This is a genomic window from Burkholderia sp. PAMC 26561, from assembly GCF_001557535.2.
GTDB lineage: Bacteria > Pseudomonadota > Gammaproteobacteria > Burkholderiales > Burkholderiaceae > Caballeronia.
Genome location: NZ_CP014315.1, coordinates 482,366 through 505,959, shown reverse-complemented (window position 1 = coordinate 505,959; position 23,594 = coordinate 482,366). Strand labels below are relative to the sequence as shown.

Below are 23,594 nucleotides of genomic sequence, written 5' to 3'. Positions count from 1 at the left end.
TTCAACGCGCCGCCAGCACCACCACCGGCCGCGCGAACCGCTTCGCGCCGACCACGCAAAGCACGACGGCCGTGGCGACGGCGACCATCGACCAGCCAACCGGTTCGTGAAGCAGCGTCGCCGCGAGCACCAGCCCGAAAAAGGGCTGAAGCAACTGCAATTGCCCGACAGCGGCAATGCCGCCCTGAGCCAGCCCGCGATACCAGAACACGAAGCCGATCAGCATGCTGAACAGGGACACGTAGCCGAGTCCCATCCATGCCGGTTCGCCGATCCCGTCCCATGACGCCGGCAAGGTCGCAAGCGCCGCCGGAACCATGACGGGCAGGGACATCACCAGCGCCCACGAGATCACCTGCCAGCCGCCGAGCTTGCGCGAGAGCCGCGCGCCTTCCGCATAACCCAGACCGCAGACGATCACCGCGCCGATCATCAATACATCGCCGATAGAAGCTGCGCCGCCGCCCTGCAGCAGCGAGAATCCTGCGACGAGTACCGCGCCAAGCCCGGAAAAAAGCCAGAACGCGGGACGCGGACGCTCGCCGCCGCGCAGCACGCCGAAGATCGCGGTCGTGAGCGGCAACACCGCCACGAAAACCACCGAATGCCCCGCCGTGATGTGCTTGAGCGCGAGCGCCGTCAGCAACGGAAAGCCGATGACCACGCCGAACGCGACCACGGCAAGCGGTATCAGGTCACTGCGTTCGGGGCGTTTTTCACGGAACACCAGCAATAGCACGAGGCCGAGCGCACCCGCAATGCACGCACGCGCCACGGTCAGGAAGACCGGGTCGAAACTCGCGACCGCAAGACGCGTAGCGGGAAGCGATCCGCTGAAAATCAGCATCCCGAGAAAACCGTTCATCCACCCGCTCGCTGCCTTGTCTGTCTCGCTCATTCTCTTACCTCTGGATTCAAGCTCGAAGTATCGGTTGGGGATGCATGGCTTTTCCAGAGACAGTGCACTACAGTTCTGCAAAACTGTCTTGGTCGGGAACCAGTACACATGGAAGACACAATCCAGGCCGAAAGCGGAACGCTCGTTGAGCGCGTGATGCAGGCCGTCCAGCAGCGAATCTCGAATCGCACACTTTCGGCAGGCGCCCGGGTGCCGTCCATTCGCGGCCTGGCAGAGACGCTGCAGGTATCCAAATCCACTGTGGTCGAGGCGTATGACCGGCTCGCGGCCGAGGGCGTGATCCAGTCGCGGCGCGGATCGGGCTTTTACGTCACTGGCCACTTGCCGCCGCTTTCACTGGCCGAACTCGGTCCACTGCTGGACCGGGCGGTCGATCCGTTCTGGGTATCGCGCCAGTCGCTCGATGCCGCCGACGACACCCTGAAAGCCGGCTGCGGCTGGCTGCCCGGGTCGTGGCTGCCGGAGGCCGGAATTCGCCGTGCGTTGCGATCCGCCGCGCGTGCGGACGTGACCATGCTCGCCGACTACGGCACGTCGCTCGGGCTTCCCGCGCTTCGGCAACTGCTGGCGCGGCGCCTGGCGGACCGCGGAGTCGACGCCGCGCCCGACCAGATCATGCTCGCCGAATCCGGCACGCAGGCTATCGACCTGCTGTGCCGTTTCCTGCTCGAACCGGGCGATACGGTACTCGTCGATGACCCGTGTTATTTCAACTTTCTAGCGCTGCTGCGGGCACATCGCGCGAAGATTGTCAGCGTTCCGTACACGTCCTCCGGCCCCGACATGGCACTGTTCGCCCAGGCGCTCGCGGAGCACCGGCCGCGGCTCTACATCACGAACTCGGCGCTGCACAATCCGACCGGCGCGACGCTTGCGCCTGTGGTCGCGCATCGTCTGCTGAAGCTCGCCGATCAGGCGGACCTCACGATCATCGAAGACGATATCTTCGGCGACTTCGAGCACGAGCCGTCGCCCCGCCTTGCCGCATTCGATGGCCTCGACCGCGTCGTGCATATCGGCAGCTTTTCCAAGAGCCTCTCGGCGGCGGTCCGTTGCGGATTCATCGCGGCACGGCACGACTGGATCGAAGGTCTGATCGATCTGAAGATCGCGACGTCGTTCGGCAGCGGGCGGCTTTCATCCGAACTCGTGTTGAGCGTGCTGAAGGACGGCACGTATCGCAAGCATATGGAAGCGTTGCGGGAACGTTTGTCCCGTTCGATGGGACCCGTAAGCGCAAAACTGTCCGCGCTGGGTATCAAGCCGTGGATCGAGCCACGCGGCGGGATGTTCCTCTGGTGTGCGTTGCCCGAAGGGATCGATGCGGCGGATGTGGCCCGGCGCGCTTTGGTCGAAAACGTCGTTCTGGCGGCCCGGCAATGCGTTCAGCGTTGCGCAATCCGCCGGCCGGTTCCTGCGCTTCAACGTCGCGCAATGCGGCGACCCGCGCGTCTTCAAGGTGCTCGAACGCGCGATGCATGCTTAGCACTCAGGGCAAACGCGCCAGGGTCTCCGCAATCAGCGCCCGCGTCAGTTCGCCCGCAGGCATCTCACGCGCGAGCCGCGCCGCCTGTCCTGACCAGAGGCTCGTGAAGTCCCCCTTGCCCGCTGCTTCGGCTTTCGCCTTCAGCGGCGCGAGCGCAGCCGATGCAAGCGGAAACGCCGGCGCCGCGTCCGACAACGGCCCGACTTCCCGCATCACGCGGTTCATGATTCCGCGAGCCGGCCGTCCGGTGAACAGGTTCGTCACGGCGGTGGAATCATCGCCGGATTCGCGCAGCGCAACGCGATGCAGCTCCGGCACCTTCGCTTCCGGGCAGAACAGATAGGCCGTGCCAATCTGCACCGCCGATGCACCCAGCGCCAGTGCGGCGACAATCCCTCGTGCATCGGCGATACCACCGGCTGCGATCACCGGCACCGATACCGCGTCAGCGATCTGCGGCACGAGCGCGAACGTGCCGACCTGCGTCGCCATGTCATGGTTGAGGAACGTGCCGCGATGGCCGCCTGCCTCGAACCCCATCGCGATGATTGCATCGCAGCCATGTGCTTCGAGCCACCGGGCTTCCGCCACCGTCGTGGCCGATGCAATGATCTTCGCGCCGGTCGCCTTGACGCGATCGAACAGCAGTTTCTCCGGGAGTCCGAAATGAAAGCTCACCACCTCGGGTTTGAATTCTTCTACGAGCGCGCAAAACTCGTTATCGAAGGGACGACGGACTGCGCCCGCAGATGTGAACTCAGGATCGATCCCATGCTCGATGTAATACTCAGCGAGCCGTTCGCGCCACGCGAGGTCGCGTGCGGCATCGGCCTGCGGCGCCGTGTGGCAGAAGAAATTGACGTTGACCGGCGCGCGGGTTTTCGAGCGGATCAACGTGAGCGCATCGTGCGCTTGCTCCACGCTCGACAACGCGCAAGGCAGCGATGCCAGGCCGCCCGCTTCGCCCACCGCTATGGCAAGTTCCGGTGTACCCGGCCCGGCCATTGGAGCGAGAATGATGGGTGCTTCAATGCCGAACAGCTCGATGATCCGACGATCACGCCAGGTGCCCATGTTCGCTCCTTTCCCGGATAATTGCTTGGTCATTCAGTGCCGTCCAGCTTAACAAGCTTTGATCAGGCGAGCGGCGCTTTGATGTGATAATTGCTATCACTTCTTCCGATACCTGGAGCCATCATGGACGCCGCCGATCTGCGCATCTTCGAGTCGGTTGCACGAAACGGCAGCATGAACCGCGCGGCGCTCGAGCTTCATACCGTGCAGTCGAACGTGACCGCGCGAATTCGATTGCTCGAAGAAGAACTCGGCGCGACGCTGTTTCACCGGCATCATCGAGGTGTGGAACTGACAGCGGCCGGACGCAGGTTATTGCCTTTCTCCAGGCAGATGGCGCGGCTGCTGGACGATGCCCGGACAGCGGTGAAAGACGAAGGCGTCGCGAGCGGACCGCTGGTTCTGGGTACGCTCGAAACCACCGCCGCGTTGCGCATGCCGAACGTGCTCGCGCAATTTACCGTAACGTTTCCGAAGGTCGAACTCGTCATGCGAACCGGCACTACGGCGAGTCTGGTGGAAGACGTCCTGCAGTATCGGCTCGATGGTGCGTTTGTCGCCGGTCCTGTCACTCACGAAGACCTGCATACGGAAACCATCTTCAACGAGGAAATGGCGCTTGTCACCGCGCGCAGGTTCCGGTCCGTCAGGGATCTCGCGCAAACGGGCGTGGTGAAGACCATCGTGTTCCGGCAGGGATGTTCGTATCGTGCGCGGCTTGAAAGCGTCCTCACACGGCTGGGCCTGCAGGTCAGCACACCGCTCGAATTCGGTTCACTCGATGCCATGCTCGGATGCGTCGCGGCCGGCGTCGGCGTGACGCTCCTGCCGAAGGGCGTGGTCATGGCGGCGTCGCGTGAAGGACGGGTCGCCCTGCATGAGCTTGCTCCCGACGATGCTTTCGTCGATACGGTGTTCGTGCGTCGTCACGACGTCTATGCAAGCAGCGCCATGAACGCGTTTCTCGCCATCGCGCGCCCGGTGGGGATGCCTGCGCTTGCTTCTGCCTGAAGCAGGCGCATCGGGTCGGCTAACCCGCGCTGGCTCCTCTTCCCGAGGCCGCCCATCTGCGCTGCATCGCTTCCACGAGTTGCCGCCATAAAAACTCGGCCGCTGGCGACAAACGCCGCCCCACGCGGCGTATCACCTGGCTGCTGAATTCGCGCGCTATCGGATGCTCGATTTCAAGTGCTACCAGACGTCCGGCGTCAAGATACTGACGCGCGGCATCGGTGGACATGAAAGCCACGCCCAGCCCCGCCGCCGCGATTGCCTGAGCTGCGGAAAACAGGTCGCATCTGTACGACGGCGTCACCGTCAGCCGCTCTGCGCTTATGATGGCGTCCAGGTACTGCTGCACGCCGAACCGCTCCGGCATGAAGATCAACCGCTGATCGCGCAACTGCTCGAAGCGGATCCGACGCTCGCCGGCAAGTGCATGACGCGGACTGACCATCGCGCAAAACGGCGCCGCGCGAAAGATCCGCGCACGAATCGCGGGATCACTTTTGCCGCCCGCGCACAGGCCGAGATCCACGTCGTCGTTGCGCACCATGGCAATGATCTCGGAGGTCGCTCCACTGCGGAATTCCACCACGATGTCAGGAAACTGCAAGCTGAACCGCTCCATGACGGTAGCCAGCAGATTTTCGATACGCCCCTCGCCCACGCCAATCCCCAGCCTCCCGCGCCGCAGGCTCTTGAAGTCTCCGAGTTGAGCGAGCATGTCGGCATCGCGCCGCTTGCTCTCGCGAAAATGTTCGACGAGGCTCATGCCAATTTCGGTCAGCACCGCGCGCCGCCCGCTTCGCTCAAGCAGGACGACGCCGTAATCCCGTTCGAGCTGCCCGACTTGCCGGCTGATCACCGACGGATTGATACCGAGCGCGTCAGCCGCCGCTCGTACGCCGCCGTGCGACTCGACTTCATGCAGATAACGCAGGCTTCGGGCACTTAAAACGGATTCGCGCGAGGAAGAGATATCGATCGTCATGTGCGTTGAATGTTGACATTCAGGTCAACATTATCGGCGAAGGAACGTCATTGTTTGAGTGATTTTGCACCGGAATACTGGCCGATTCCGTTTCCCCAAATACAGGCACCATCGATCATGGAAAATACCAAGGGTTTCTGCTTACTCGAAGACACGAGCGATCTGCGCGATGAACTCAGCGTCATCCGTCATCACCTTCACCAGAATCCGGAGCTCGCGTACAAGGAATTCCAGACCTCTGACTTCGTGGCGCAGAAGCTGGAAACGTGGGGCTACAAGGTCACGCGCGGCCTGGGTGGAACGGGCATGGTGGCGTCGCTTACGGCAGGCACCGGGACGCGCGCCGTCGCCGTTCGTGCCGATATGGACGCATTGCCTATCGCCGAAGAAACCGGTCTGCCCTATGCAAGCGGCAACGCAGGCTTGATGCACGCCTGCGGTCACGACGGCCACACCACCATGGTCCTTGGCGCCGCGCGCCATCTCGCTCGTTCACGTGCTTTCGACGGCACCGTGCATCTCGTGTTCCAACCGGCCGAAGAAATCGGCGCGGACAGCGGTGCGAAACGCATGATCGAAGATGGTCTCTTCGAGCGGTTCCCCTGCGAAGCGATCTTCGGGCTGCACAATCATCCGGGTTATCCGACCGGCACATTTATGTTCCGCAGCGGACCGTTCATGGCGGCATCGGACACGGTCAACATCACCGTGTATGGCCGCGGCGGTCACGCCGCACGCCCGCATCTGTCGATCGATCCGGTCGTGATCGGCTCGGCTCTGGTAATGGCGTTGCAGACGGTGGTCGCGCGCAGTATCGACCCCATGCAAACCGCCGTCGTCACGGTCGGCGCATTCAATGCGGGACACGCGGCAAACGTGATTCCCGAATCGGCGCGGCTGCAGCTCAGCGTCCGTTCCTTCGACGCCACCGTGCGCAAGCAGCTCGAAACCCGCATTCGCGCGCTCGCCGAAGCCCATGCGAGCGGCTACGGCGCGAAGATCGATATCGACTACGTGCCGGGGTATCCGGTCGTGATCAACAGCGAAGCGGAGACCCGACTGGCGCTCGAAGTGGCGCGTGAACTGGTTGGAGAAGATCGTGTGGTCGATAACTTCGGCCCCATCGCCGGCAGCGAGGACTTCGCTTATTACCTGCAGCAGAAGCCGGGCTGTTTCCTGCGTCTTGGCAACGGTGAAGGCGCGCCGATGCTTCACAACGCATCCTATGATTTCAACGATGACAACCTGACCGTTGGCGCCGCGTACTGGACGCGTCTGGTCGAGCGCTTCCTCGCGCGATAAAAAACCATCTACGGAATCCCATGGCGACCACAACAGTCCAACCTGCCAAAGCCGTGTCGCAAGGCAAGATCGTCATTGCGGCGATCATTGGCAACCTGCTCGAGTTCTTCGACTTCACCGTCTACAGCTTTTTCGCGCTGACTATCGCCAAGCTGTTTTTCCCGGCGCACGATCCGGTGGTGTCGACCTTGCTTGCGTTGTCCGCGTTCGCGATTGGTTTCGTCGCGCGTCCGGTCGGCGGTTTCGTGCTCGGACATTACGCCGATAAACGCGGCCGACGCGCCGCCCTTACGCTGACCATCTTCCTGATGGCGCTCGGCTCCGCGATGATCGGCCTTGCACCCACATACGCGAGCATCGGCCTGGCGGCACCCGCGCTGATCATCTTCGCGCGCTTGCTGCAAGGCTTCGCGCAAGGCGGCGAATTCGGTGCGGCGACAGCCACGCTACTGGAAACAGGATCGGCCAAGGGTCGCGGCTTTCGTGCAAGCTGGCAACTCGCCAGTCAGGGCGCTGCGGCGCTGATGGGTTCCGGTATCGCAGCATTGCTCACGTATCAGTTGAGCCCCGAGCAACTGCTCGACTGGGGATGGCGCGTGCCGTTCCTGATCGGCACGGCGATCATGCCCGTAGGTGTTTATCTGCGCCGGCACATTGTGGAAGAGCCGCCGAAACCGGCCAGGGCGCATGCGTCCGGTTTCGAACCCGGGATGGTCCGCAAGTGGATCCTGACCGTGTTCGCGATCATGGGCATGACGGTCGCCACTTACGTTCTCATGTACTACATTCCCACGTACATGATCCAGTACCTCAAGGTGCCGGCCAAGCTGTCCATGCTGGTTTCAATATGCGCCGCGGTCGCGTCATTGGCGTTGTGCCCGGTATGGGGCGCGTTATCGGACAAGATGCAGCGCCGCAAACCACTGATCCTGGCTGGACGGATTGCGTTGATCGTGTTGCTGTATCCGTGCTTCTGGTTGATGAACCAGTATCCGTCCCTGCCCGTGGTGATGGGTCTGATCGTGTTGCTGATGCTGTTCTACACGATGGGTTCGGCCCCCGCCTATTCGCTGATGCCGGAAAACTTCCCCAAGCATTTGCGCGCGGGCTATCTGGCGAGCGCTTACGCAGTGGCGGTTTCTCTCTTCGGCGGCAGCGCGCAGCTTGTGGTCGCGTGGCTGATCAAGATCACTGGCAACACAATGGCGCCGGCGTGGTACATGATCATCTGCGTGGTGATCTCGCTGATTGCAGTGTCCAAGCTCGATGAAACCGGCGGACGTGAATTGACATGACTGCGTGAGCTCAAGACATTTGGAGGCCGGACGCTCGCGCGTCCGGCTTTTTTTTCGGGCCGAACTTACGCCGGCTTGCCGGCTTTCTTCGTGGCGCCAGCCGTCGCGGACCGCTTTCGCGCGGCCGGCCTGGCGGCAAGTTTCAATGCACCCTTGCCCTTGCGTTCACTCGCCGCCGTCTCGCGCGCCCATTTCTCGAGCAGCGTGCGGGTCTGCTCGCGCACGATCCGCTTCAGGAATTCGCCCTTCTCGGCATCGATTTCCGTCCAGCCGAGCAGCCCGAGCGACGTACGCGGCGCAACGTGGAACATCAGCAACTGACCGTTCAAACTGATCATGCGGATCAGGGTCACGGGGTCATCGGCTGTGGTGCCCGTGATGCGCGCCATCAGCCGCGAGGTGACATCGTTCAATGGCTGGCGTACACGGCGCGTCAGGATCTCGGTTGCAATAGAAGGCTCGTGGCCCACCTGTTCCCGCGCGAAAAACAGCCGGTGATTTGTCGTCCCGCAACCTTTCGCGAACATCCGGTCGGCGATGGCTTCCTGAATGCGAATGAAAGCATCGATCAGCAGCGGCACGGCGGCGTTGTTTTCCAGCACCCGATTGGCATGCGCCACGACCGGCTCGAAATTGACCGCGGCTTCGTCGGCCATGTATTCCGCACACGCGCGATACACACCCTCTTTGTTCTCGAAGTAGTACTGCAGCGCCGGGGCATTGACGCCCGCGCGGGCAGCGATCTCGCGTGTCGATGCGCCATCGAACCCGTGTTCTCCAAAAGATTCGATCGCCGCCACAATAATTCGCAGCCGTGTTTCGTCTCCACGTACGTAACCGCCTTCTGACGGACGGCGCAGCCTTTTTGTGTCGCTCATTCCAGCCTCCCAACGTCCAGGTGCAAAATATATCACTTGACACAATTCTTCCAACTGGAATAATTCTTCCGATTGGAATAAATTGGATTTTATAAAACGATGTCAACAACCGCCGGATCACCTCCGCAGGATCGCCTGCCGCAAGACTCCGCCGCTCAAGCTCCCCGTTCCCGACGCCGCCTGATCCTGATGGGCCTCGGGCTCGTGGTCATTGTCGTGGGCGGAATCTGGCTCGCGCGCTGGTGGACGGTCGGGCGCTTCATTGAAAGCACGGACGACGCGTATCTTCAGGCCGACAGCGTCACCGTTGCGCCGAAAGTGAGTGGTTATGTAACCGACGTGTACGTGGGCGACAACGCGACCGTCAAGGCCGGCGACCCGCTCGTGCGGCTCGATACGCGCCAGTATCAGGCGTCGCTCGAGCAGGCGGAAGCGACCATCGCGGCGCGCACGGCGGACATCCAAAAGGCGCAGGCGGATATCCTGCAGCAGCACGCGAATATCGATCAGGCAAAGGCGCAGGAACAGGTCGCGCGTTTCAGCGCCCAGCACGCACGCGATGAAGTCCAGCGCTATGCGCCGCTCACCGCCACGGGCGCGGAAACCCGCGAGCGTCTCGCCCAGCTTACGAACACCCGCGATCAGGCGAACGCAACCCTTGCGGCGAATACGGCCGCGGTGAAATCGGCCGAAACGCAGATCGCTTCCACGACGGCGCAAATCGCGCAGGCCCGCGCCCAGCTCGAAGCCGCGCAAGCCAGCGCGAAGCAGTCGCAACTCGACATGCAGGACACCATCGTGCGCAGCGCCTTGCCCGGCAAGGTCGGCGATCGTTCGGTGCGGGTCGGTCAGTACGTGCAGCCCGGCACGCGGATGATGAGCGTGGTCCCCGTCCAGAGCACCTACCTGGTCGCGAACTTCAAGGAAACGCAGGTTGGCCATATGCGTATCGGCCAGCCGGTGACGCTGCACGTGGATGCGCTCTCCGGAACCGACCTGCACGGCGTGGTCGACAGCTTTGCGCCGGGCACGGGCGCGCAGTTCGCGCTGCTGCCCCCGGAGAACGCGACCGGCAACTTCACGAAGATCGTCCAGCGCGTGCCGGTGCGCATCCGCATCAATACCGGGCCGGAAACGCGCAGCGTGCTGCTGCCGGGGTTATCGGTGACAGCAGATGTCGATACCCGTTCTTCGCGCGAAGGCGACAAGCGCATCGAAGCCGAGAACGATCATGGCTGAAGCAACGAGCACGGCGCCTGGAGCGCCGGCCGCCGAGGCTGAGCGCGCGAGCGCGGCGGACTGGCTCGCGGTCGCGGCCGGCTCGCTGGGCGCGCTGATGGCGACGCTGGATATTTCCATCACGAACTCGGCGCTGCCGCAGATCCAGGGCGAGATCGGCGCGACCGGCACGGAAGGCACGTGGATCTCGACGGGCTACCTGATGTCCGAGATCGTGATGATCCCACTCGCCGCATGGCTCACGCGCGTGTTCGGCCTGCGCAACTTCCTGCTCGCCAACGCAACCCTGTTCATCATGTTCTCGATGATGTGCGGCTGGTCCCACAGCCTGCCCATGATGATCGCCGGCCGCATAGGCCAGGGCTTCGCCGGCGGTGCAATGATCCCGACTGCGCAGACCATCATCCGCACGCGCCTGCCACGCTCGCAGATGCCTGTCGGCATGACCATGTTCGGACTGATCGTGCTGCTCGGGCCCTTGCTCGGCCCCGTGGTCGGCGGCTGGCTTGCAGAAAACATTAGCTGGTCGTGGTGCTTTTTCATCAACCTGCCCGTGTGTATTGCGCTGATCACGTTGCTGATTGTCGGGCTGCCGTCCGACAAACCGAACTGGGGTACCTTTCTCAAGGCTGACTGGATCGGCATTGTCGGGCTGACGATTGGCCTGAGTTCGCTGACCGTGGTGCTGGAGGAAGGACAGCGCGAGCGCTGGTTCGAGTCCAGCGAGATCGTCACGCTGACCTGCGTGACACTGGTGGGCTTCCTGCTGATCGCCATCTCGCAGTTCACCGCGAAAAAACCCATCATGCGGCTGAGCCTGATGAGCAACCCGCGTTATGCCAGCGTCATCATCATCGTGTTCGCGGTCGGCGCAGGTCTTTATGGCGTGTCGTATCTGCTGCCGCAATTTCTCGGCATTGTGTCCGGGTACAACGCGCAGCAATCGGGCGCGATCATGCTGATATCCGGCGTGCCTGCGTTCCTGATCATGCCGTTCCTGCCGCGCATTCTCGGCAAGCTCGACTTCCGCGTGCTGGTGATCGTCGGGCTCTTGCTCTTTGCGTGGAGCTGCATGCTGGATATCGACCTGACGGCGCAAAGTGTCGGTCACGATTTTTTCTGGTCGCAACTGATACGCGGCTGCGCGCAGATCCTCGCCATGATGCCGCTGAACCAGGCATCCATGGCCGCCGTCTCGCGTGAGGATTCGGGCGATGCCGCCGGCCTCTATAACATGGCCCGCAACCTGGGCGGCTCGGTGGGGCTGGCGGTGATCGGTACGGTCATCGACCGGCGCACTACATTTCATACCGCGATGATCCGCGAATCGCTGACGGCCAATTCGGTGATCGGTCAGGATCGCGTTGCATCCAGCGCCGCGAGCTGGTTCGCTCAAACCGGTGACATGGCGTACGCGAAGATGCGCGCGATCGGCCAGATCGCCGCGCAGATCCATATGCAGGCCACCGTGATCACGTATTCGGAAACCTTCTACCTGCTTGGTCTCGCGCTCCTCGCCTGCATCCCGCTCGCGCTGTTGCTGAAGACGCCTAGCGGACCCGTGTCGTCCTCCGCCGGCCATTGACGGCTCAAAAATGATATCGATGATGTTCTCTCGCTCTACGCCTCCTGTTTTTTTAACGCTGCTCGCTGCGGCTCTCTTGGCCGCATGTACCGTGGGTCCCGACTACTCGGGCGCACCGCAAGTCGCGACCGACGCGGCGCACGCTCAAGGTTTCGTGCGTACGCCCGCGACCGGCATGGTGAGCACGCGCGCGCCGAGCCAATGGTGGCTCGCGCTCAACGATCCGCAACTGAACGCATTGATCGACGCCGCGCTGGCACACAACCCCGACGTCCACGCCGCACAGGCGCGCTTGCGTGAAGCGCGCGCCCAGTTGCAACATTCGAAGGCGAACGGCATGCCTACCGCTTCCTTCGATGCCGCCGCGCTGCGCACACGTTCGCCCGATGTGAGTTCGCTCACGTCGTCGCAAGATGGTTCGTCGGGATCTTCCGGCCGTGGTCCGCTGTCGCTTTACACCGCGGGCTTCGATGCATCGTGGGAAATCGACCTGTTCGGCGGCACGCGCCGCGCGGTGGAGGCGGCGTCGGCGGAAGCGGATGCCGTGGACGCCGATCTCGCCGATACCCAGGTTTCGCTCGCCGCCGAAGTGGCCCAGGCGTACATCGATTTACGCGATGAACAGCATCGCCTGCAGTTGGCGCAGCAAAGCGCCGATCTCGAACAGCAGATGCTCACGTTGACGCAACAACGCCGCGCAGGCGGAACGGCGGCCGACGTGGACGTGGAACGCCTGACCACGCAAGTCGAGAACACGCGCGCAACGCTCACGCCGCTCGATCAGCAGGTGACCGAGTCGCTCGACCAGCTCGCGGTGCTGACGGGCCAGGCGCCCGGCGCACTGGATAGCGCATTGTCGGCCTTGCGCGAGATGCCGGCGCTGCCCGCATCGGTTCAGGTCGGCGATCCGGGATCGATGCTGCAACAGCGGCCCGATGTACGCGCTGCCGAACGCAGGCTGGCATCGAACAATGCGCAAATCGGCGAGCAGACCGCCAACTTTTTCCCGAAGGTGACCTTGCTCGGAGACATCGGTTTTAGCGCCGCCGATCCAGGACATCTGGTGCGCAAGAGCAACTTTAGCTGGCTCGGCGTGCCGTATCTGCAATGGAATATTCTCGACTTCGGACGCACGCTGTCGAGCGTTCACAGCGCGCAGGCATCGCGCGATGAAGCCGATGCCAAGTACACCAAAGCCGTGCTCGGCGCCCTGCAGGACGCGAATACATCGTTGTCACGTTACGGGCATCAGCGTGAGCATCTCGTCACGTTGCAGAAGGTGCAGGCATCGGCGGACCGGTCGGCCACGCTGACGCGGCAGCGGTATCGTGCAGGGGCATCGAGCCTTATCGATCTGCTCGATACACAGCGCACCCAGTTCAGCGCCCAGCAGAACGTTGTCGCGGGGCAGGCTGAATTGCTGAAGGATTTTGTATCGCTGCAGAAGAGCCTTGGGCTTGGCTGGCAGCTCAACGGCTGATCAACGGGGCTGCGATTTTTCCGTTGGTCGCGCATCTGCCGCCGACGCGCCGCCGGGCAACTGACGGCGCATGAAGATATCGATACGATCGTCGTCCTGTGACACAGGCGCGGTGAACGCCCGTATCAACACGATGCCAACGAACACGAGGACAACGACCACTGACGGGATCTCATACCAGATCGGATTCATGACATCACCTCTTCGGAAGAGTGTGAATACGGCCTCAGGTTTTGTCGCGCAACGTGATGACGTCCGCTGCTTTCGCAATCGATGCGCGAGCGAACGGCAGCTTCTTCACCACGCCCGTGGCCAGCGCCGTGCCGATCAGGATGATCACGCATGCGCCCACCATTCCCGCCGAGACCTGCTCGCCAAGAAACATCGCACCCCAGAGGATGCCGAAGACCGGGATCACGAAGGTCACGGTGATCGCGCGCGCCGGACCGACGACCGCGATCAGGTGGAAAAACAGCATATAAGCGACGCCCGTGCACGCAACGCCGAGCGCAATCACCGATCCCCACGCAACCGTTGAAACCGGCGCAACGGGCCACCAGAAGATCGCGAACGGAAGCAACACGATAGTCGCGCCCGTCATGGTCCCGGCCGCGACCGTCAGCGAATCGACGCCAGTAAGGCGCCGTTTCGTGTAGCTCGCCGCAATCCCATAAAGCAGCGTCGCCCCCAACGCAGCCAACGCGGCAAGCGCGGTCGTTGCCGGCGACATACCCGCTTCTTGCGGCGCCGCGATCTGATTCCAGACGAGCACGAGGACGCCGGCAAAACCTATCGCGAGGCCGGCGACGCGCAGCGTGCTCAGGCGGTCCTTCAACCACAGGAATGCAACGATGGCGCCCCACAGCGGCGTGGTCGCATTGATAACCGACGTCACTCCCGCCGACAGCGTGAGTTCCGCAAACGCAAACAGGCAAAACGGCGCGGCGGAGTTGAGGATGCCCACCACGAGCAACGACCCGGCGTGCTTGCGCATGGTGTTCACCGCCTCGCGGGCTGGCCGGCGCGTGAAGAGCAGCACCAGCAGGAACAGCGCGCCGATACCCACACGCAACGCCATCAGCGGCGCAACGCCGAAGTCGGTCACACCCACGCGAATGAACAGGAACGATCCACCCCAAAGGGCGGCGAGAACAAGCAATTGAACGATGTTGGTCGGGTTCATCAGATTTTGGCGAGGGGCGTCGCATAGTTGGGCCGGAAGGCGAAGCCATCATATCGATGCTCGAACTCGTGACGTTTCATCCTGAAGCGAAATGTCACTGCTCGCCGGACCTGCGATTCATGCTGCCATCGTAGACGCGGGATTGAAGGGCTTCAAACGAGCAATTCTCACCGGTATGTGAGAAAAATTGCTATCGGTTCTTGCGGTGTCATTCACGCTGTCTTCATTCTTTTGCGTGATCGCTGCGCTGGGCATCACCGGTTATCGGCACGGACGTGCCAAATCTGAAGGCGCACATTTCCCGATGTCGCCAATACGCACATTCCGCAAGAATCGCGCTACGGGGCGCATTGCGTGTGCAGTCAGCGCTTTCCGTTTATTCAATAAAACTAAACGATACCTGAGGAACCACGCGCGCGGCGCGTTCATCGCCATGTTCAATAACTTCACGATTCGCCGCGGTCTCACGATCACTATCGCCGGGTACACGCTCGCAATTGTCGCGGTGCTGCTCGCGGCTGCCGCGTGCCTGCGCCAGAGCAACCAGGCGCTCGAACAGATGGTCGCAACCGATACCGCGGCCATCACGCACCTGAAGACGAGTTCGCAACGGCTCCTGCAAGTGCGTCTCGCGCTCGGCAACTACGAGACGCTGTTCATGCTCGGCAAGGCGAGCGACGACATGCTGCCGAACGCGCGCAAGACGCTGAAGATCAGCGACGCCGAGTTCGACGCGTACCTCGCGAAGCCGCGCGATACGCAGGAAGAGCAACTCGCGCAAGCCGCCAGAACCGCACGCACGGCGTTGATTGCGAAGGCGCTGAATCTTGAATTCGATGCCCTCGCGCAAAACGATTTCAACACCTTCCGCACGCTGCAGGTCCAGACAGCGGACGGTTTATACGCCACCTACGATCACGCAATGTCCGCGCTCGAAGCGTTGCAGATCGCGCGGCAGCAAGCGCGTTATGAGCAAGCGCAGCGACAATTCCACGCGATGGCAACGGGCGCCGTGGTGATCGCCGCGCTTGCGCTGGTGCTTGGGTTCATCGCACGGGGTGCATTGAGCGCGGCCGTGATGAAGCCGATCGAATCAGCGATTCATCACTTCGAGCAAATTGCTGCGGGGGATCTGACGGCAACTATCGATGCATCCCGTGATAACGAAATGGGCCGCTTGTTCGCCGCGCTCAGGCGCATGCAGCAGGGGCTGGTCGGGACGGTTACGCAAGTGCGCGGCGGCACCGGCGCGATCTCTCATGGCGCGCGGGAGATCGCGGCGGGCAACATCGACTTGTCGCAGCGCACGGAGGAACAGGCCGCTTCGTTGCAGCAGACGGCATCGAGCATGGAGCAGTTGACGGCGACCGTGCGGCAGAACGCCGACAACGCCCGGCAGGCGAGCGAGTTGGCCGTGGATGCATCGACCACGGCAGTGCGCGGCGGCGACGTGGTAGGCAAGTTCGTTCACACGATGGACGATATCGCCACGAGTTCCACGCGCATTGCGGACATCATCGGGGTGATCGAAGGGATTGCGTTCCAGACCAATATCCTGGCGCTGAATGCGGCGGTCGAAGCGGCCCGGGCGGGTGAAGAGGGACGCGGATTTGCCGTGGTCGCGGGCGAAGTGCGCAGCCTCGCGCAACGCAGCGCAGCTGCGGCGAAGGAGATCAAGGAGCTGATCAGCGCATCGGCGGACAAGGTTCAGACGGGGAACGCGCTCGCCGGACAGGCCGGGCAGACGATGGGCGAGGTCGTCGCGGCGGTGAAGCGTGTGTCGGACATCATCGGCGAGATCAGCGCGGCTTCATCGGAGCAGACAGGAGGCATCGAGTTGATCAATCGCGCCGTTGCACAGATGGATGAAGTCACGCAACAGAACGCCGCGCTGGTGGAGGAAGCGGCGGCTGCGGCGGCTTCGCTGGAACAGCAGGCTGAGCGGCTGGATGTGGCGGTGGCGGTGTTTCGGGTTTAAGGAATGAGAATCCGGAAGCGCGGCCTTGCTTTCACGCTACATGCTGCTGCGCTTCGCATGCAGCGGCCCGACATCTTGTGCGGCGTTTCTTAGCGAAGCGCAGCCGCCACCGCCTCGTCGATCTGCAGCGCAAAGCGCGCCTCGACATTGGGCACCGCGTAGCCAATTGACAGTTCCAGATACGCGTCGCCGAGCACCAACTGAACGAATGTCGCTGCCCGCAATGCAGCAGTCGAATCGTCGAATCGCTTTCGCAGGATTTGTGCGGCGAAGGCTCGCACGACCTTTGCACCATTCTCGTAAAACACCTGGCCGAGCTCCGGAAGACGCTCGGCCTCGGCAACGATGGCCCGGTAAAGCCGGAGATAGTCCGGCGTGATAAGACTTCGCGCCAGCATCCATCCCAACTTGCGTAACTCGACCTCGGATGCGCCATCGGTTTGCTCGCCCTGAGCGCCGGCAAGCAGCACGCCCACCTGAGCGCACATCTCGCTGACCAGACCAACGAAGAGTGCCTCCTTCGACTTGAAATGGCGGTAGACGGTCTGTTTGCCGACGCAAGCAGCAGCGGCGACATCGTCCATCGTTGCCAAGCCGAACCCCTGGCTTAAAAAAACGGCTTTCGCGCCGTCGAGAATGGCGGACCGCTTACGGAGTTGCAACGGGCTCAAGTCGGGGAGAGAGGATGTGTTCATGCCAGATAAATAACAGATCATCGAATAGTTGACAAGACTGGTCAGTCTCGTTTAGATTTGTCGTAACGAGACTGACCAGTCTCGTTTGCATGTTTTTTGTCCCTTTACAGGCAATCATCGAGGAGAACGCTGTGGAACTATTCGTTACAGGTGGTACGGGCTACATCGGGCAAGCGGTCGCACGCAAGGCAATCAGCCTCGGCCATCAGGTGACGGCGCTGGTGCGCGACGACAGGTCGGCGGCGGCGAGCGCGCTGGTACCGCTCGGCGTGAAACTGCACGGCGGTGACTTGCGTGAGCCACAGTCATTCGCGGCGGCGGCCGGTGCCGCTGATGGTGTGATTCACACGGCGTCGACCAACGATGCTTCCGCCGCCGCAGCCGATGAGGCTGCCGTTGTAGCGATGCTTTCGCATTTGCACCCGGGCGCGGCATTTGTCTACACGTCGGGCACCTGGGTCTACGGCAATAAGGCAGGAGAGCCCGCGGCTGAAGCATCGGTGCTGAACCCGACACCACTCGTCGCCTGGCGGCCCGCAGTGGAGCAGCAGGTGCTGGCGCTGGCAGCACGCCGCTCGATTGCCGCAGTGATCCTCAGGCCGGCGATGGTGCACGGCCACGGCGGCGGCGTCTTCGGCATGATTGCCGGCATGGTCCGTCAGACCGGCACTGTGAGAATCGTCGGAGATGGCGGCAACCACTGGCCCGCGGTGCACGTCGATGATCTCGCCACTGCCTATCTGAGCGCGGTGGAGCGGGCGGCAAGCGGGGACGGTCGAGTGACGGGACAGATCTTCAACGTGGTCGCGGAAAATGCCGTTGCCGTTGCCGGTATGGGGGAAGCGATTCGGGCCTCGGTCGGCGCCGAGCGTGTCGAATTATGGCCGCTCGACGATGCTCGCAAATCGCTTGGCCCGTTTGCTGACGCACTGGCGCTCGACCAGACGATAAGCGGCCAGCATGCCCGGCGCGTTCTCGCGTGGGAACCCCACGGCCCAAGCCTGATTACGGACCTTTCCGCACAGACGCATTTTCAGCAAAGCACCGGAGCATGACGATGGCGTTGAATTTCCAGTCGATTCTCGCGACGATCGCAGCGGTTCTGTTCGCGGTTGCCGGGGTGGTCAATCTCGCGGGGCTCGGCGCGGTGAAGCGCGACTTCGCACGATGGGGTTACCCGGCATGGTTTCCGTTGCTGTGTGGCGCTCTCGAACTGCTCAGTGCAACACTTCTTCCTGGACGGCAAACCAGGGTTTTAGGCCTGACGCTGGCCGGTGCGATCATGATCGGTGCGCTCTTCACGCTGCTACGAAATCGGGAGCCGTTCCGGCATCTCGCCCCGGCGCTGGTCTTTTCGGCTCTCATTGTGGTTACTGCGGCGGTCAACGGTTGAGGCTCTCTCGCTAAATGGAACGCGGCCAGTCTCGATTCACCTTGCAGTTTCAAGGGAATAGCAGACGCTTTATTACGGTCGATGTGACGCGTCCAGCGGAGACCAATTCCGCATGCCTCTTTTATGCCGGGATCAGTCCGGCCTCGCGATAACTGTTTATCAAGGCATCGAAGAGGGCGATATCGGAACGGCCACGCGCCATTAATTGCGCGCCTGAAACTGCAGCAAAAATCGCCCGTGCACGATTTTCGGCGTCTTGGGCGCCAACCATCGCGCCCGCCACGATGACCCTTTTAAGCCACGCGACGTTCACTTCAGTGAATGCCCGCACTTCGGCCCTCACGCCCTCGGGGAGATCGTCGTACTCGGCCGTCATGAAGCTGCAAAGACAAATGCGGTTGTCGCTTTCCAACGATTTACGAAACGTATTCGGGTATCTGCGCAAACACTCGGCAGGAGCAGGGGTCTCGATCAAGAAGGCTTCCAGCGTAGCCGCCGAGTCTTCCCAGTAAAGTCTGGCCACCGCGGCGGCAAGGTCCGCCTTACTGGAGAAATGGTAATAAAGGCTAGCGGCCTTGATACCCAGATCATCGGCAAGCGCACGCATGTTCAATCCGCCAAAGCCGTGGGCCTGCGCAATTCTGGTCGCAGCAACAAGAATCTTGTCGCTGGAACTCGGGCTTGTGCTCGGCTGGTTCTTCATAAATCCCTGCGGTGAAAGAAGTGTTGACGACGACAAGTATAGCGTCTATCGTCTACCTAACAAACGTTAGTTAGTTTTATTTGACGCCGTTTGACCGCTCCCCAACCCAAGAGGCTGCTCTATGAAAAACGACTTATTCTTTCAAGACGCGACAGCGCTGGCCGAACTTATCCGCACCAAGGAAGTTTCGCCGGTCGAAGTCATGCAGGCGCACCTTGACCGTATTGCCGCCGTGAACCCGAAAGTGAACGCGATAGTGACGGTAGCGGACGAAGCGCTGAAGATTGCAAAGGCCGCCGAAGCCGCGGTCCTGGCCGGAGATGAACTGGGTCCGCTGCATGGCGTCCCCTTCACCGTCAAAGATTCGATCGACACGGCTGGCGTGTTGACCCAGCGCGGATCGCCCATCTTCAAAGATCGCCGCCCGGATACCGATGCAACCAGTGTCGCGCGCATGAAAAAAGCGGGCGGTATCCTGCTCGCAAAGACGAATCTCCCCGAGTTTTCCTACTGGATCGAGACTGACAATCTGCTGTCCGGTCGTTCGAATAACCCGTGGGATTTGACCCGCACGCCAGGTGGCTCGAGCGGCGGCGAATCGGCGGCAATCGCCTCAGGGATGTCTCCGATTGGACTAGGGACAGACCTCGCTATTTCTGTGCGTGGCCCGGCGGCACAGACCGGCATCACTTCCATGAAAGCTACGCATGGCCGTGTGCCGATGACAGGTATTTGGCCCCGTGCACCACGTCGATTCTGGCATGTCGGCCCGATGGCCCGCTCGGTGCGTGACATCGCGCTGGCGTTTTCGATATTGAGCGGACCAGACGGCAAGGATGCGTTTGCGAGCAGCACGGTCCAATTCGATGCGGGTATGGGTCGCGCCCCGGCTTGTCCCTTACGCGTAGGCTGGATGGTCGGCCCTGGCTTCGGGCCCGTCGATCCAGAGGTTTCGGCGACGGTTAAGGCAGCCGCCGACGCACTAAAGGATCAAGGCGTTTTCGTAGAACCCGTCGGTATCCCTGCACTCGAACGCGATTTTGCGCTCGACGTATTCAACAAGCTCCATGTGATGGAAATGAAGCCCGCCTTTGCGGCCGCCACGGCAGGCCGCAGCCAGAATGAAATCTACAAGATGGCCAAGACGATGCTCTCATTGCCTGATACGTCGATGCAGGACTTTATCGAGGCTGAGCAGGCAGCCGAGCGACTGCGCGATGGCTATGCCGACTATTTCACCCGATACGACGCGCTGATCACCCATGTGCTGCCGATCTCAGCTCACAAACATGGCGTCGAAAGCTTCGTCATCGACGGTCAGACGGTAGATGCCACCTACCTGCAAGGCGCAACGGTGCCGCTGAACGTAACTGGCTTGCCGGGCTTGGCGATGCGGTTCGGTACGAGCAAGGAAGGGATGCCAATCAACGTGCAGGTCGTCGGCGCGTGGCAAGCGGAATCCACCATTCTCCACGTCGCCTCCCTGCTCGAAGCGGTGAGCCCGGTACGCAGTCTTCATCCGGCGCTTTGATCTTGAAGGCCTTCGCGAACCATCAGTCCCTGAGGGACACCGAATACGAAGGAGGCATGCTCGCATGCAATGCAGATGCATTTGTCGCACGATGTTTCCTGATAGCGGGCACGTCTGTTCTTGCTAAATACGGATGTTGCTTGGTGTGCAAGGGAAGTCGACACTAAAGACGAGACAAGGGGTCGTTTGGCAAGAGTGCGCGAAGGTCTGCAATACCTTGAAAACGGCCGTTCGATGCGCGGCCCTTCAAAGGTCGATTGGGGGTCGGGTACGGCCGATCGTCCGTAGTGCAGAGCCCGGCCACGAGCGGACAATCGACACCAAACTCTGGATCGCTGACAATTGTCGCTAGAGATAGATGTCGTTCGTACCCCCAGGCCGGACTCGTGCTGGTCGCCAACGCAAACCACGTCCTCAAGCGTGTCGATAAGGCAGACCGGAACAAAAACCTCGCCGCGCACTCGGATCCAGACTTGCCTCTGGCGGACCAACTCGTCGAAGCGATTTCAACGTTCGTGCACAGCCGAGCGGTGAGCCGACCATAGGCGAATCGATCGAATCATCCGTCGGTGCCAAGTCGACCGTGAAGTCCAAATACGCTTAGCTTTACGCAACAAATCTGACGATGCCGCCGTCCACTCGTAGCGCGGCACCAGTAGTGGCCGAAGCCTGCTCTGAACAGACGTACACAACCATATTTGCAACCTCTTCCGTGGTTGCGAATCGGTTGATGAGCGATGTGGGACGCGTTGTTTTTAGAAATTGCTGCTCGGCGGCTTCTTGGGTGATGCCTTGGCTCTCGGCCCCGGATTTCATCCAGTTCGACATGATTTCGGAGCGCGTCGGGCCTGGAAGGACTGAATTTACCGTTACACCTGTTCCGCCGACTGTTTCCGCAACTCCTCTGGAAATTGCAAGTTGCGCCGTCTTTGTCATACCGTAGTCGATCATTTCCTTTGGTATGGCCAGTGCGGACTCGCTGCTGATGAACACAACTCGTCCCCACCCTCGCTTCACCATTTTCGGTAGGTAATGGCGAGTCATCCTTACACCACTCAAGACGTTGATCTGGAACAGGTTGAGCCAATCATCATCGGTGAGCTCGTCAAAGGGCTTGGGCTTTGCCGTGCCCAGGTTATTGATCAAAATGTCGGCGCCTTCCACTTGCTCGAAAAAAGATGCTGCGCCTTTAGCTGTGGCCAAGTCGGCGACGACGCCATCGATATCGGACTCGGGAAATAGCTGACGTATCTCCTGAACAGCTTTGCTAACCCGTTCTTCGCCTCGGCCGTTTATCACGACAGACGCTCCAGCGCGCGCCAGCCCCTCGACAATCGCTCGACCGATACCGGCGGTAGAGCCCGTTACGATTGCCTTCCGGCCTTTTAGATTGATGTTCATAGAATTTTCCTTAAGCAGATTAGTTGGCGTTGGAGACGCAAGTTGGCCTTTGGCGAAGCGTCTCGGCGAAGCGGATAAGACGGCAGTGCCCTGATGACCAGTTCAAGATGACTCTGAAGGACTATTAATCGTTTTGGAAAGCTTGAACCCAAAACACTTTCTCGAAGAATGAAACGTAGACGACGTTTTCTCTGTTCTTAACTAGAGGCGAATTGTATAAGCTATCTGCGCTGAAGATAATCCCCAACCCGTTCATAAGATTCATTCTTATAAAGAATAGATCGGGTACCTAAACGGTGGAATTGACGCGGCAACCATGTCTGCCGGTTCATGTCGGTTATTTTTTAGCTTTCGACAGATCACTTCGGGAAGCACACCAAGGAAAACACAGTACTCCACGCGATTTAGCGTCGGATCGTGTACGCGCGAATCATAGATCCCACGAAGCATGTGGCATAAAAGCCCTGCAAGATGGCGAAAAGGGTTGAGGTTATCAACATGTCGTGGTGACGCGATCTGTCGATCTCCAGATGCAGCAATTCATGCGTTTCCGGTCGGCTCCGCGGGTCGTCGGCAGCAGTTACGCGCCCGCGCCGAAAAGGGACTGTATATGACACGTACCGCACTATCGCGGTCTGCGCGACGCGTACTGCGTCGACAGCACTCACGCGAACGCATCTCGGTCGCCATTGGCATCTCGCTCAATAGGCTGTTCGCGGCGGCCGACGCGCTTGATGACATTATCAGGGCTTTGATTCAGCAGCACAGTGGACCAGTGCACAGCCAGCAGCCTCGAGACAGTGTTCTTTATCTTTATCACCGTTCGATAAATCCTTGATCACTTTCTTTTCAGGGTGAAGTTGCCGGTTGAAGCGGTCAACGTTATACCCTGCGAACGCACCCGCATCGCCACCACCGACCGCTGCACCCGTGCCCGTGGCAATCACGTTCGTCACAATATTCCCTAGTGTTCTGTCGATATCTGCATTAGCCGTCGGACTGGAGTTGGCGATTGAATCGCTCAGCACATTGAGCTTGCCTGCCGATATCGATGCCAAACCAGCGCCCGCTGCTGAACCTGCCGCACTTGCTATGCCTCACCCAAACCACCCACGAGCGCAGCGCCCGCCGCCTGCATTTCCGCTCGATACGTACCGCCTTCTTTCCACCACCAACTCACAGAAGGAGTTGACCATGGTTGACGCCAATCTTAAATCAAGCTCGACCGTTACAGAACGCTTTATGGCCTGCGAGAGAGCCATTCGATGGACAGACCATCCGTCGCATCGACCAGCGAGGCAACGGCCCATCCCGCGTATTCGGCTCATGGGCCGCTGGCTCAAGCAGGCTGGCTTTAAACCCGATAGTCGCGTTTGCGTTCATGTTGAAGACGGTAAGTTGATCATTACGCCAGCTTGAACCACAAACAACGAACCCGGCTGCGGCCGGGTTCGTTGTT

The 23,594-nt window shown here is 61.1% G+C and carries 21 protein-coding genes and 1 pseudogene; 12 read left to right on the top strand and 10 right to left on the bottom strand.

Annotated features, from left to right (window positions below):
* Position 1: 1 nt before the first annotated feature.
* On the bottom strand, positions 2 to 898 hold the full coding sequence (locus tag AXG89_RS36950; RefSeq protein WP_075360127.1) for a DMT family transporter: 897 nt from the start codon (positions 896 to 898) through the stop codon (positions 2 to 4).
* Between the two features lie 156 nt (positions 899 to 1,054).
* Between AXG89_RS36950 and AXG89_RS36945 the strand changes: the two are divergent.
* Positions 1,055 to 2,405 (top strand): annotated as a pseudogene (locus tag AXG89_RS36945) (aminotransferase-like domain-containing protein).
* A 3-nt stretch (positions 2,406 to 2,408) separates the two neighbouring features.
* Here the strand turns inward: AXG89_RS36945 and AXG89_RS36940 are convergent.
* Complete coding sequence (locus AXG89_RS36940) at positions 2,409 to 3,479, bottom strand: NAD(P)H-dependent flavin oxidoreductase (protein WP_075360351.1); 1,071 nt, start codon at positions 3,477 to 3,479, stop codon at positions 2,409 to 2,411.
* A 123-nt stretch (positions 3,480 to 3,602) separates the two neighbouring features.
* Between AXG89_RS36940 and AXG89_RS36935 the strand changes: the two genes are divergently transcribed.
* Positions 3,603 to 4,490 (top strand): LysR family transcriptional regulator, encoded by an 888-nt coding sequence (locus AXG89_RS36935; protein ID WP_075360125.1) that lies wholly within the window; start codon positions 3,603 to 3,605, stop codon positions 4,488 to 4,490.
* 19 nt (positions 4,491 to 4,509) lie between these two features.
* Here the strand turns inward: AXG89_RS36935 and AXG89_RS36930 are convergent, their stop codons facing one another.
* The gene (locus AXG89_RS36930) at positions 4,510 to 5,472 is read right to left on the bottom strand and encodes a LysR family transcriptional regulator (RefSeq protein WP_075360124.1); all 963 of its coding nucleotides are present in this window, start codon (positions 5,470 to 5,472) and stop codon (positions 4,510 to 4,512) included.
* 117 nt (positions 5,473 to 5,589) lie between these two features.
* Between AXG89_RS36930 and AXG89_RS36925 the strand changes: the two genes are divergently transcribed.
* On the top strand, positions 5,590 to 6,774 hold the full coding sequence (locus AXG89_RS36925; protein WP_083638105.1) for a M20 aminoacylase family protein: 1,185 nt from the start codon (positions 5,590 to 5,592) through the stop codon (positions 6,772 to 6,774).
* Between the two features lie 20 nt (positions 6,775 to 6,794).
* A complete protein-coding gene (locus AXG89_RS36920; protein WP_062001156.1) occupies positions 6,795 to 8,069 on the top strand; it encodes an MFS transporter in 1,275 nt (424 codons plus the stop codon).
* Between the two features lie 65 nt (positions 8,070 to 8,134).
* Here the strand turns inward: AXG89_RS36920 and AXG89_RS36915 are convergent, their stop codons facing one another.
* Entirely contained in the window at positions 8,135 to 8,947 is an 813-nt protein-coding gene (locus tag AXG89_RS36915) for a CerR family C-terminal domain-containing protein (RefSeq protein ID WP_075360123.1), read from the bottom strand.
* 99 nt (positions 8,948 to 9,046) lie between these two features.
* Between AXG89_RS36915 and AXG89_RS36910 the strand changes: the two genes are divergently transcribed.
* From AXG89_RS36910 to AXG89_RS36900, 3 genes are read left to right on the top strand one after another with little or no spacing between them, the layout of a single operon-like run.
* Positions 9,047 to 10,186, top strand: a complete 1,140-nt coding sequence (locus tag AXG89_RS36910) for an HlyD family secretion protein (protein WP_062001158.1) — start codon at positions 9,047 to 9,049, stop codon at positions 10,184 to 10,186.
* Entirely contained in the window at positions 10,179 to 11,771 is a 1,593-nt protein-coding gene (locus AXG89_RS36905; protein WP_075360122.1) for an MDR family MFS transporter, read from the top strand. Before AXG89_RS36910 ends, AXG89_RS36905 begins: the two co-directional genes overlap by 8 nt.
* 19 nt (positions 11,772 to 11,790) lie before the next feature.
* Entirely contained in the window at positions 11,791 to 13,251 is a 1,461-nt protein-coding gene (locus AXG89_RS36900; RefSeq protein WP_075360349.1) for an efflux transporter outer membrane subunit, read from the top strand.
* Here AXG89_RS36900 and AXG89_RS36895 read toward each other — a convergent pair whose 3' ends face one another.
* Entirely contained in the window at positions 13,252 to 13,443 is a 192-nt protein-coding gene (locus tag AXG89_RS36895) for a hypothetical protein (RefSeq protein WP_075360121.1), read from the bottom strand.
* A 34-nt stretch (positions 13,444 to 13,477) separates the two neighbouring features.
* Positions 13,478 to 14,434 carry a DMT family transporter gene (locus tag AXG89_RS36890; protein ID WP_075360120.1) on the bottom strand — a complete coding sequence of 319 codons (957 nt, stop codon included), beginning with the start codon at positions 14,432 to 14,434 and terminating at the stop codon, positions 13,478 to 13,480.
* 433 nt (positions 14,435 to 14,867) lie between these two features.
* Here AXG89_RS36890 and AXG89_RS36885 point away from each other — a divergent pair, with 433 nt between their 5' ends.
* On the top strand, positions 14,868 to 16,412 hold the full coding sequence (locus AXG89_RS36885; protein ID WP_075360348.1) for a methyl-accepting chemotaxis protein: 1,545 nt from the start codon (positions 14,868 to 14,870) through the stop codon (positions 16,410 to 16,412).
* Between the two features lie 89 nt (positions 16,413 to 16,501).
* On the opposite strand, the gene AXG89_RS36880 is transcribed toward AXG89_RS36885, so the two are convergent.
* Positions 16,502 to 16,996 carry a TetR/AcrR family transcriptional regulator gene (locus AXG89_RS36880; RefSeq protein ID WP_236873707.1) on the bottom strand — a complete coding sequence of 165 codons (495 nt, stop codon included), beginning with the start codon at positions 16,994 to 16,996 and terminating at the stop codon, positions 16,502 to 16,504.
* Positions 16,997 to 17,238: 242 nt separating this feature from the next.
* On the opposite strand from AXG89_RS36880, the gene AXG89_RS36875 reads away from it, so the two are divergent.
* Both AXG89_RS36875 and AXG89_RS36870 read left to right on the top strand, forming a co-directional pair.
* Positions 17,239 to 18,162, top strand: coding sequence for an NAD-dependent epimerase/dehydratase family protein (locus AXG89_RS36875; RefSeq protein WP_075360347.1), 924 nt, complete (start codon positions 17,239 to 17,241; stop codon positions 18,160 to 18,162).
* Between the two features lie 2 nt (positions 18,163 to 18,164).
* Entirely contained in the window at positions 18,165 to 18,500 is a 336-nt protein-coding gene (locus tag AXG89_RS36870) for a DoxX family protein (protein ID WP_236873679.1), read from the top strand.
* A 121-nt stretch (positions 18,501 to 18,621) separates the two neighbouring features.
* On the opposite strand, the gene AXG89_RS36865 is transcribed toward AXG89_RS36870, so the two are convergent.
* Entirely contained in the window at positions 18,622 to 19,203 is a 582-nt protein-coding gene (locus AXG89_RS36865) for a TetR/AcrR family transcriptional regulator (protein ID WP_075360117.1), read from the bottom strand.
* 121 nt (positions 19,204 to 19,324) lie between these two features.
* Between AXG89_RS36865 and AXG89_RS36860 the strand changes: the two genes are divergently transcribed.
* The gene (locus AXG89_RS36860; RefSeq protein WP_119024789.1) at positions 19,325 to 20,734 is read left to right on the top strand and encodes an amidase; all 1,410 of its coding nucleotides are present in this window, start codon (positions 19,325 to 19,327) and stop codon (positions 20,732 to 20,734) included.
* A 606-nt stretch (positions 20,735 to 21,340) separates the two neighbouring features.
* Here AXG89_RS36860 and AXG89_RS36855 read toward each other — a convergent pair.
* Positions 21,341 to 22,135 (bottom strand): SDR family NAD(P)-dependent oxidoreductase, encoded by a 795-nt coding sequence (locus tag AXG89_RS36855; RefSeq protein WP_075360115.1) that lies wholly within the window; start codon positions 22,133 to 22,135, stop codon positions 21,341 to 21,343.
* Positions 22,136 to 22,878: 743 nt separating this feature from the next.
* On the bottom strand, positions 22,879 to 23,193 hold the full coding sequence (locus AXG89_RS36850) for a hypothetical protein (protein ID WP_075360113.1): 315 nt from the start codon (positions 23,191 to 23,193) through the stop codon (positions 22,879 to 22,881).
* Between the two features lie 34 nt (positions 23,194 to 23,227).
* Between AXG89_RS36850 and AXG89_RS44545 the strand changes: the two genes are divergently transcribed.
* On the top strand, positions 23,228 to 23,554 hold the full coding sequence (locus AXG89_RS44545; RefSeq protein WP_305954652.1) for a SymE family type I addiction module toxin: 327 nt from the start codon (positions 23,228 to 23,230) through the stop codon (positions 23,552 to 23,554).
* Positions 23,555 to 23,594 lie beyond the last annotated feature (40 nt).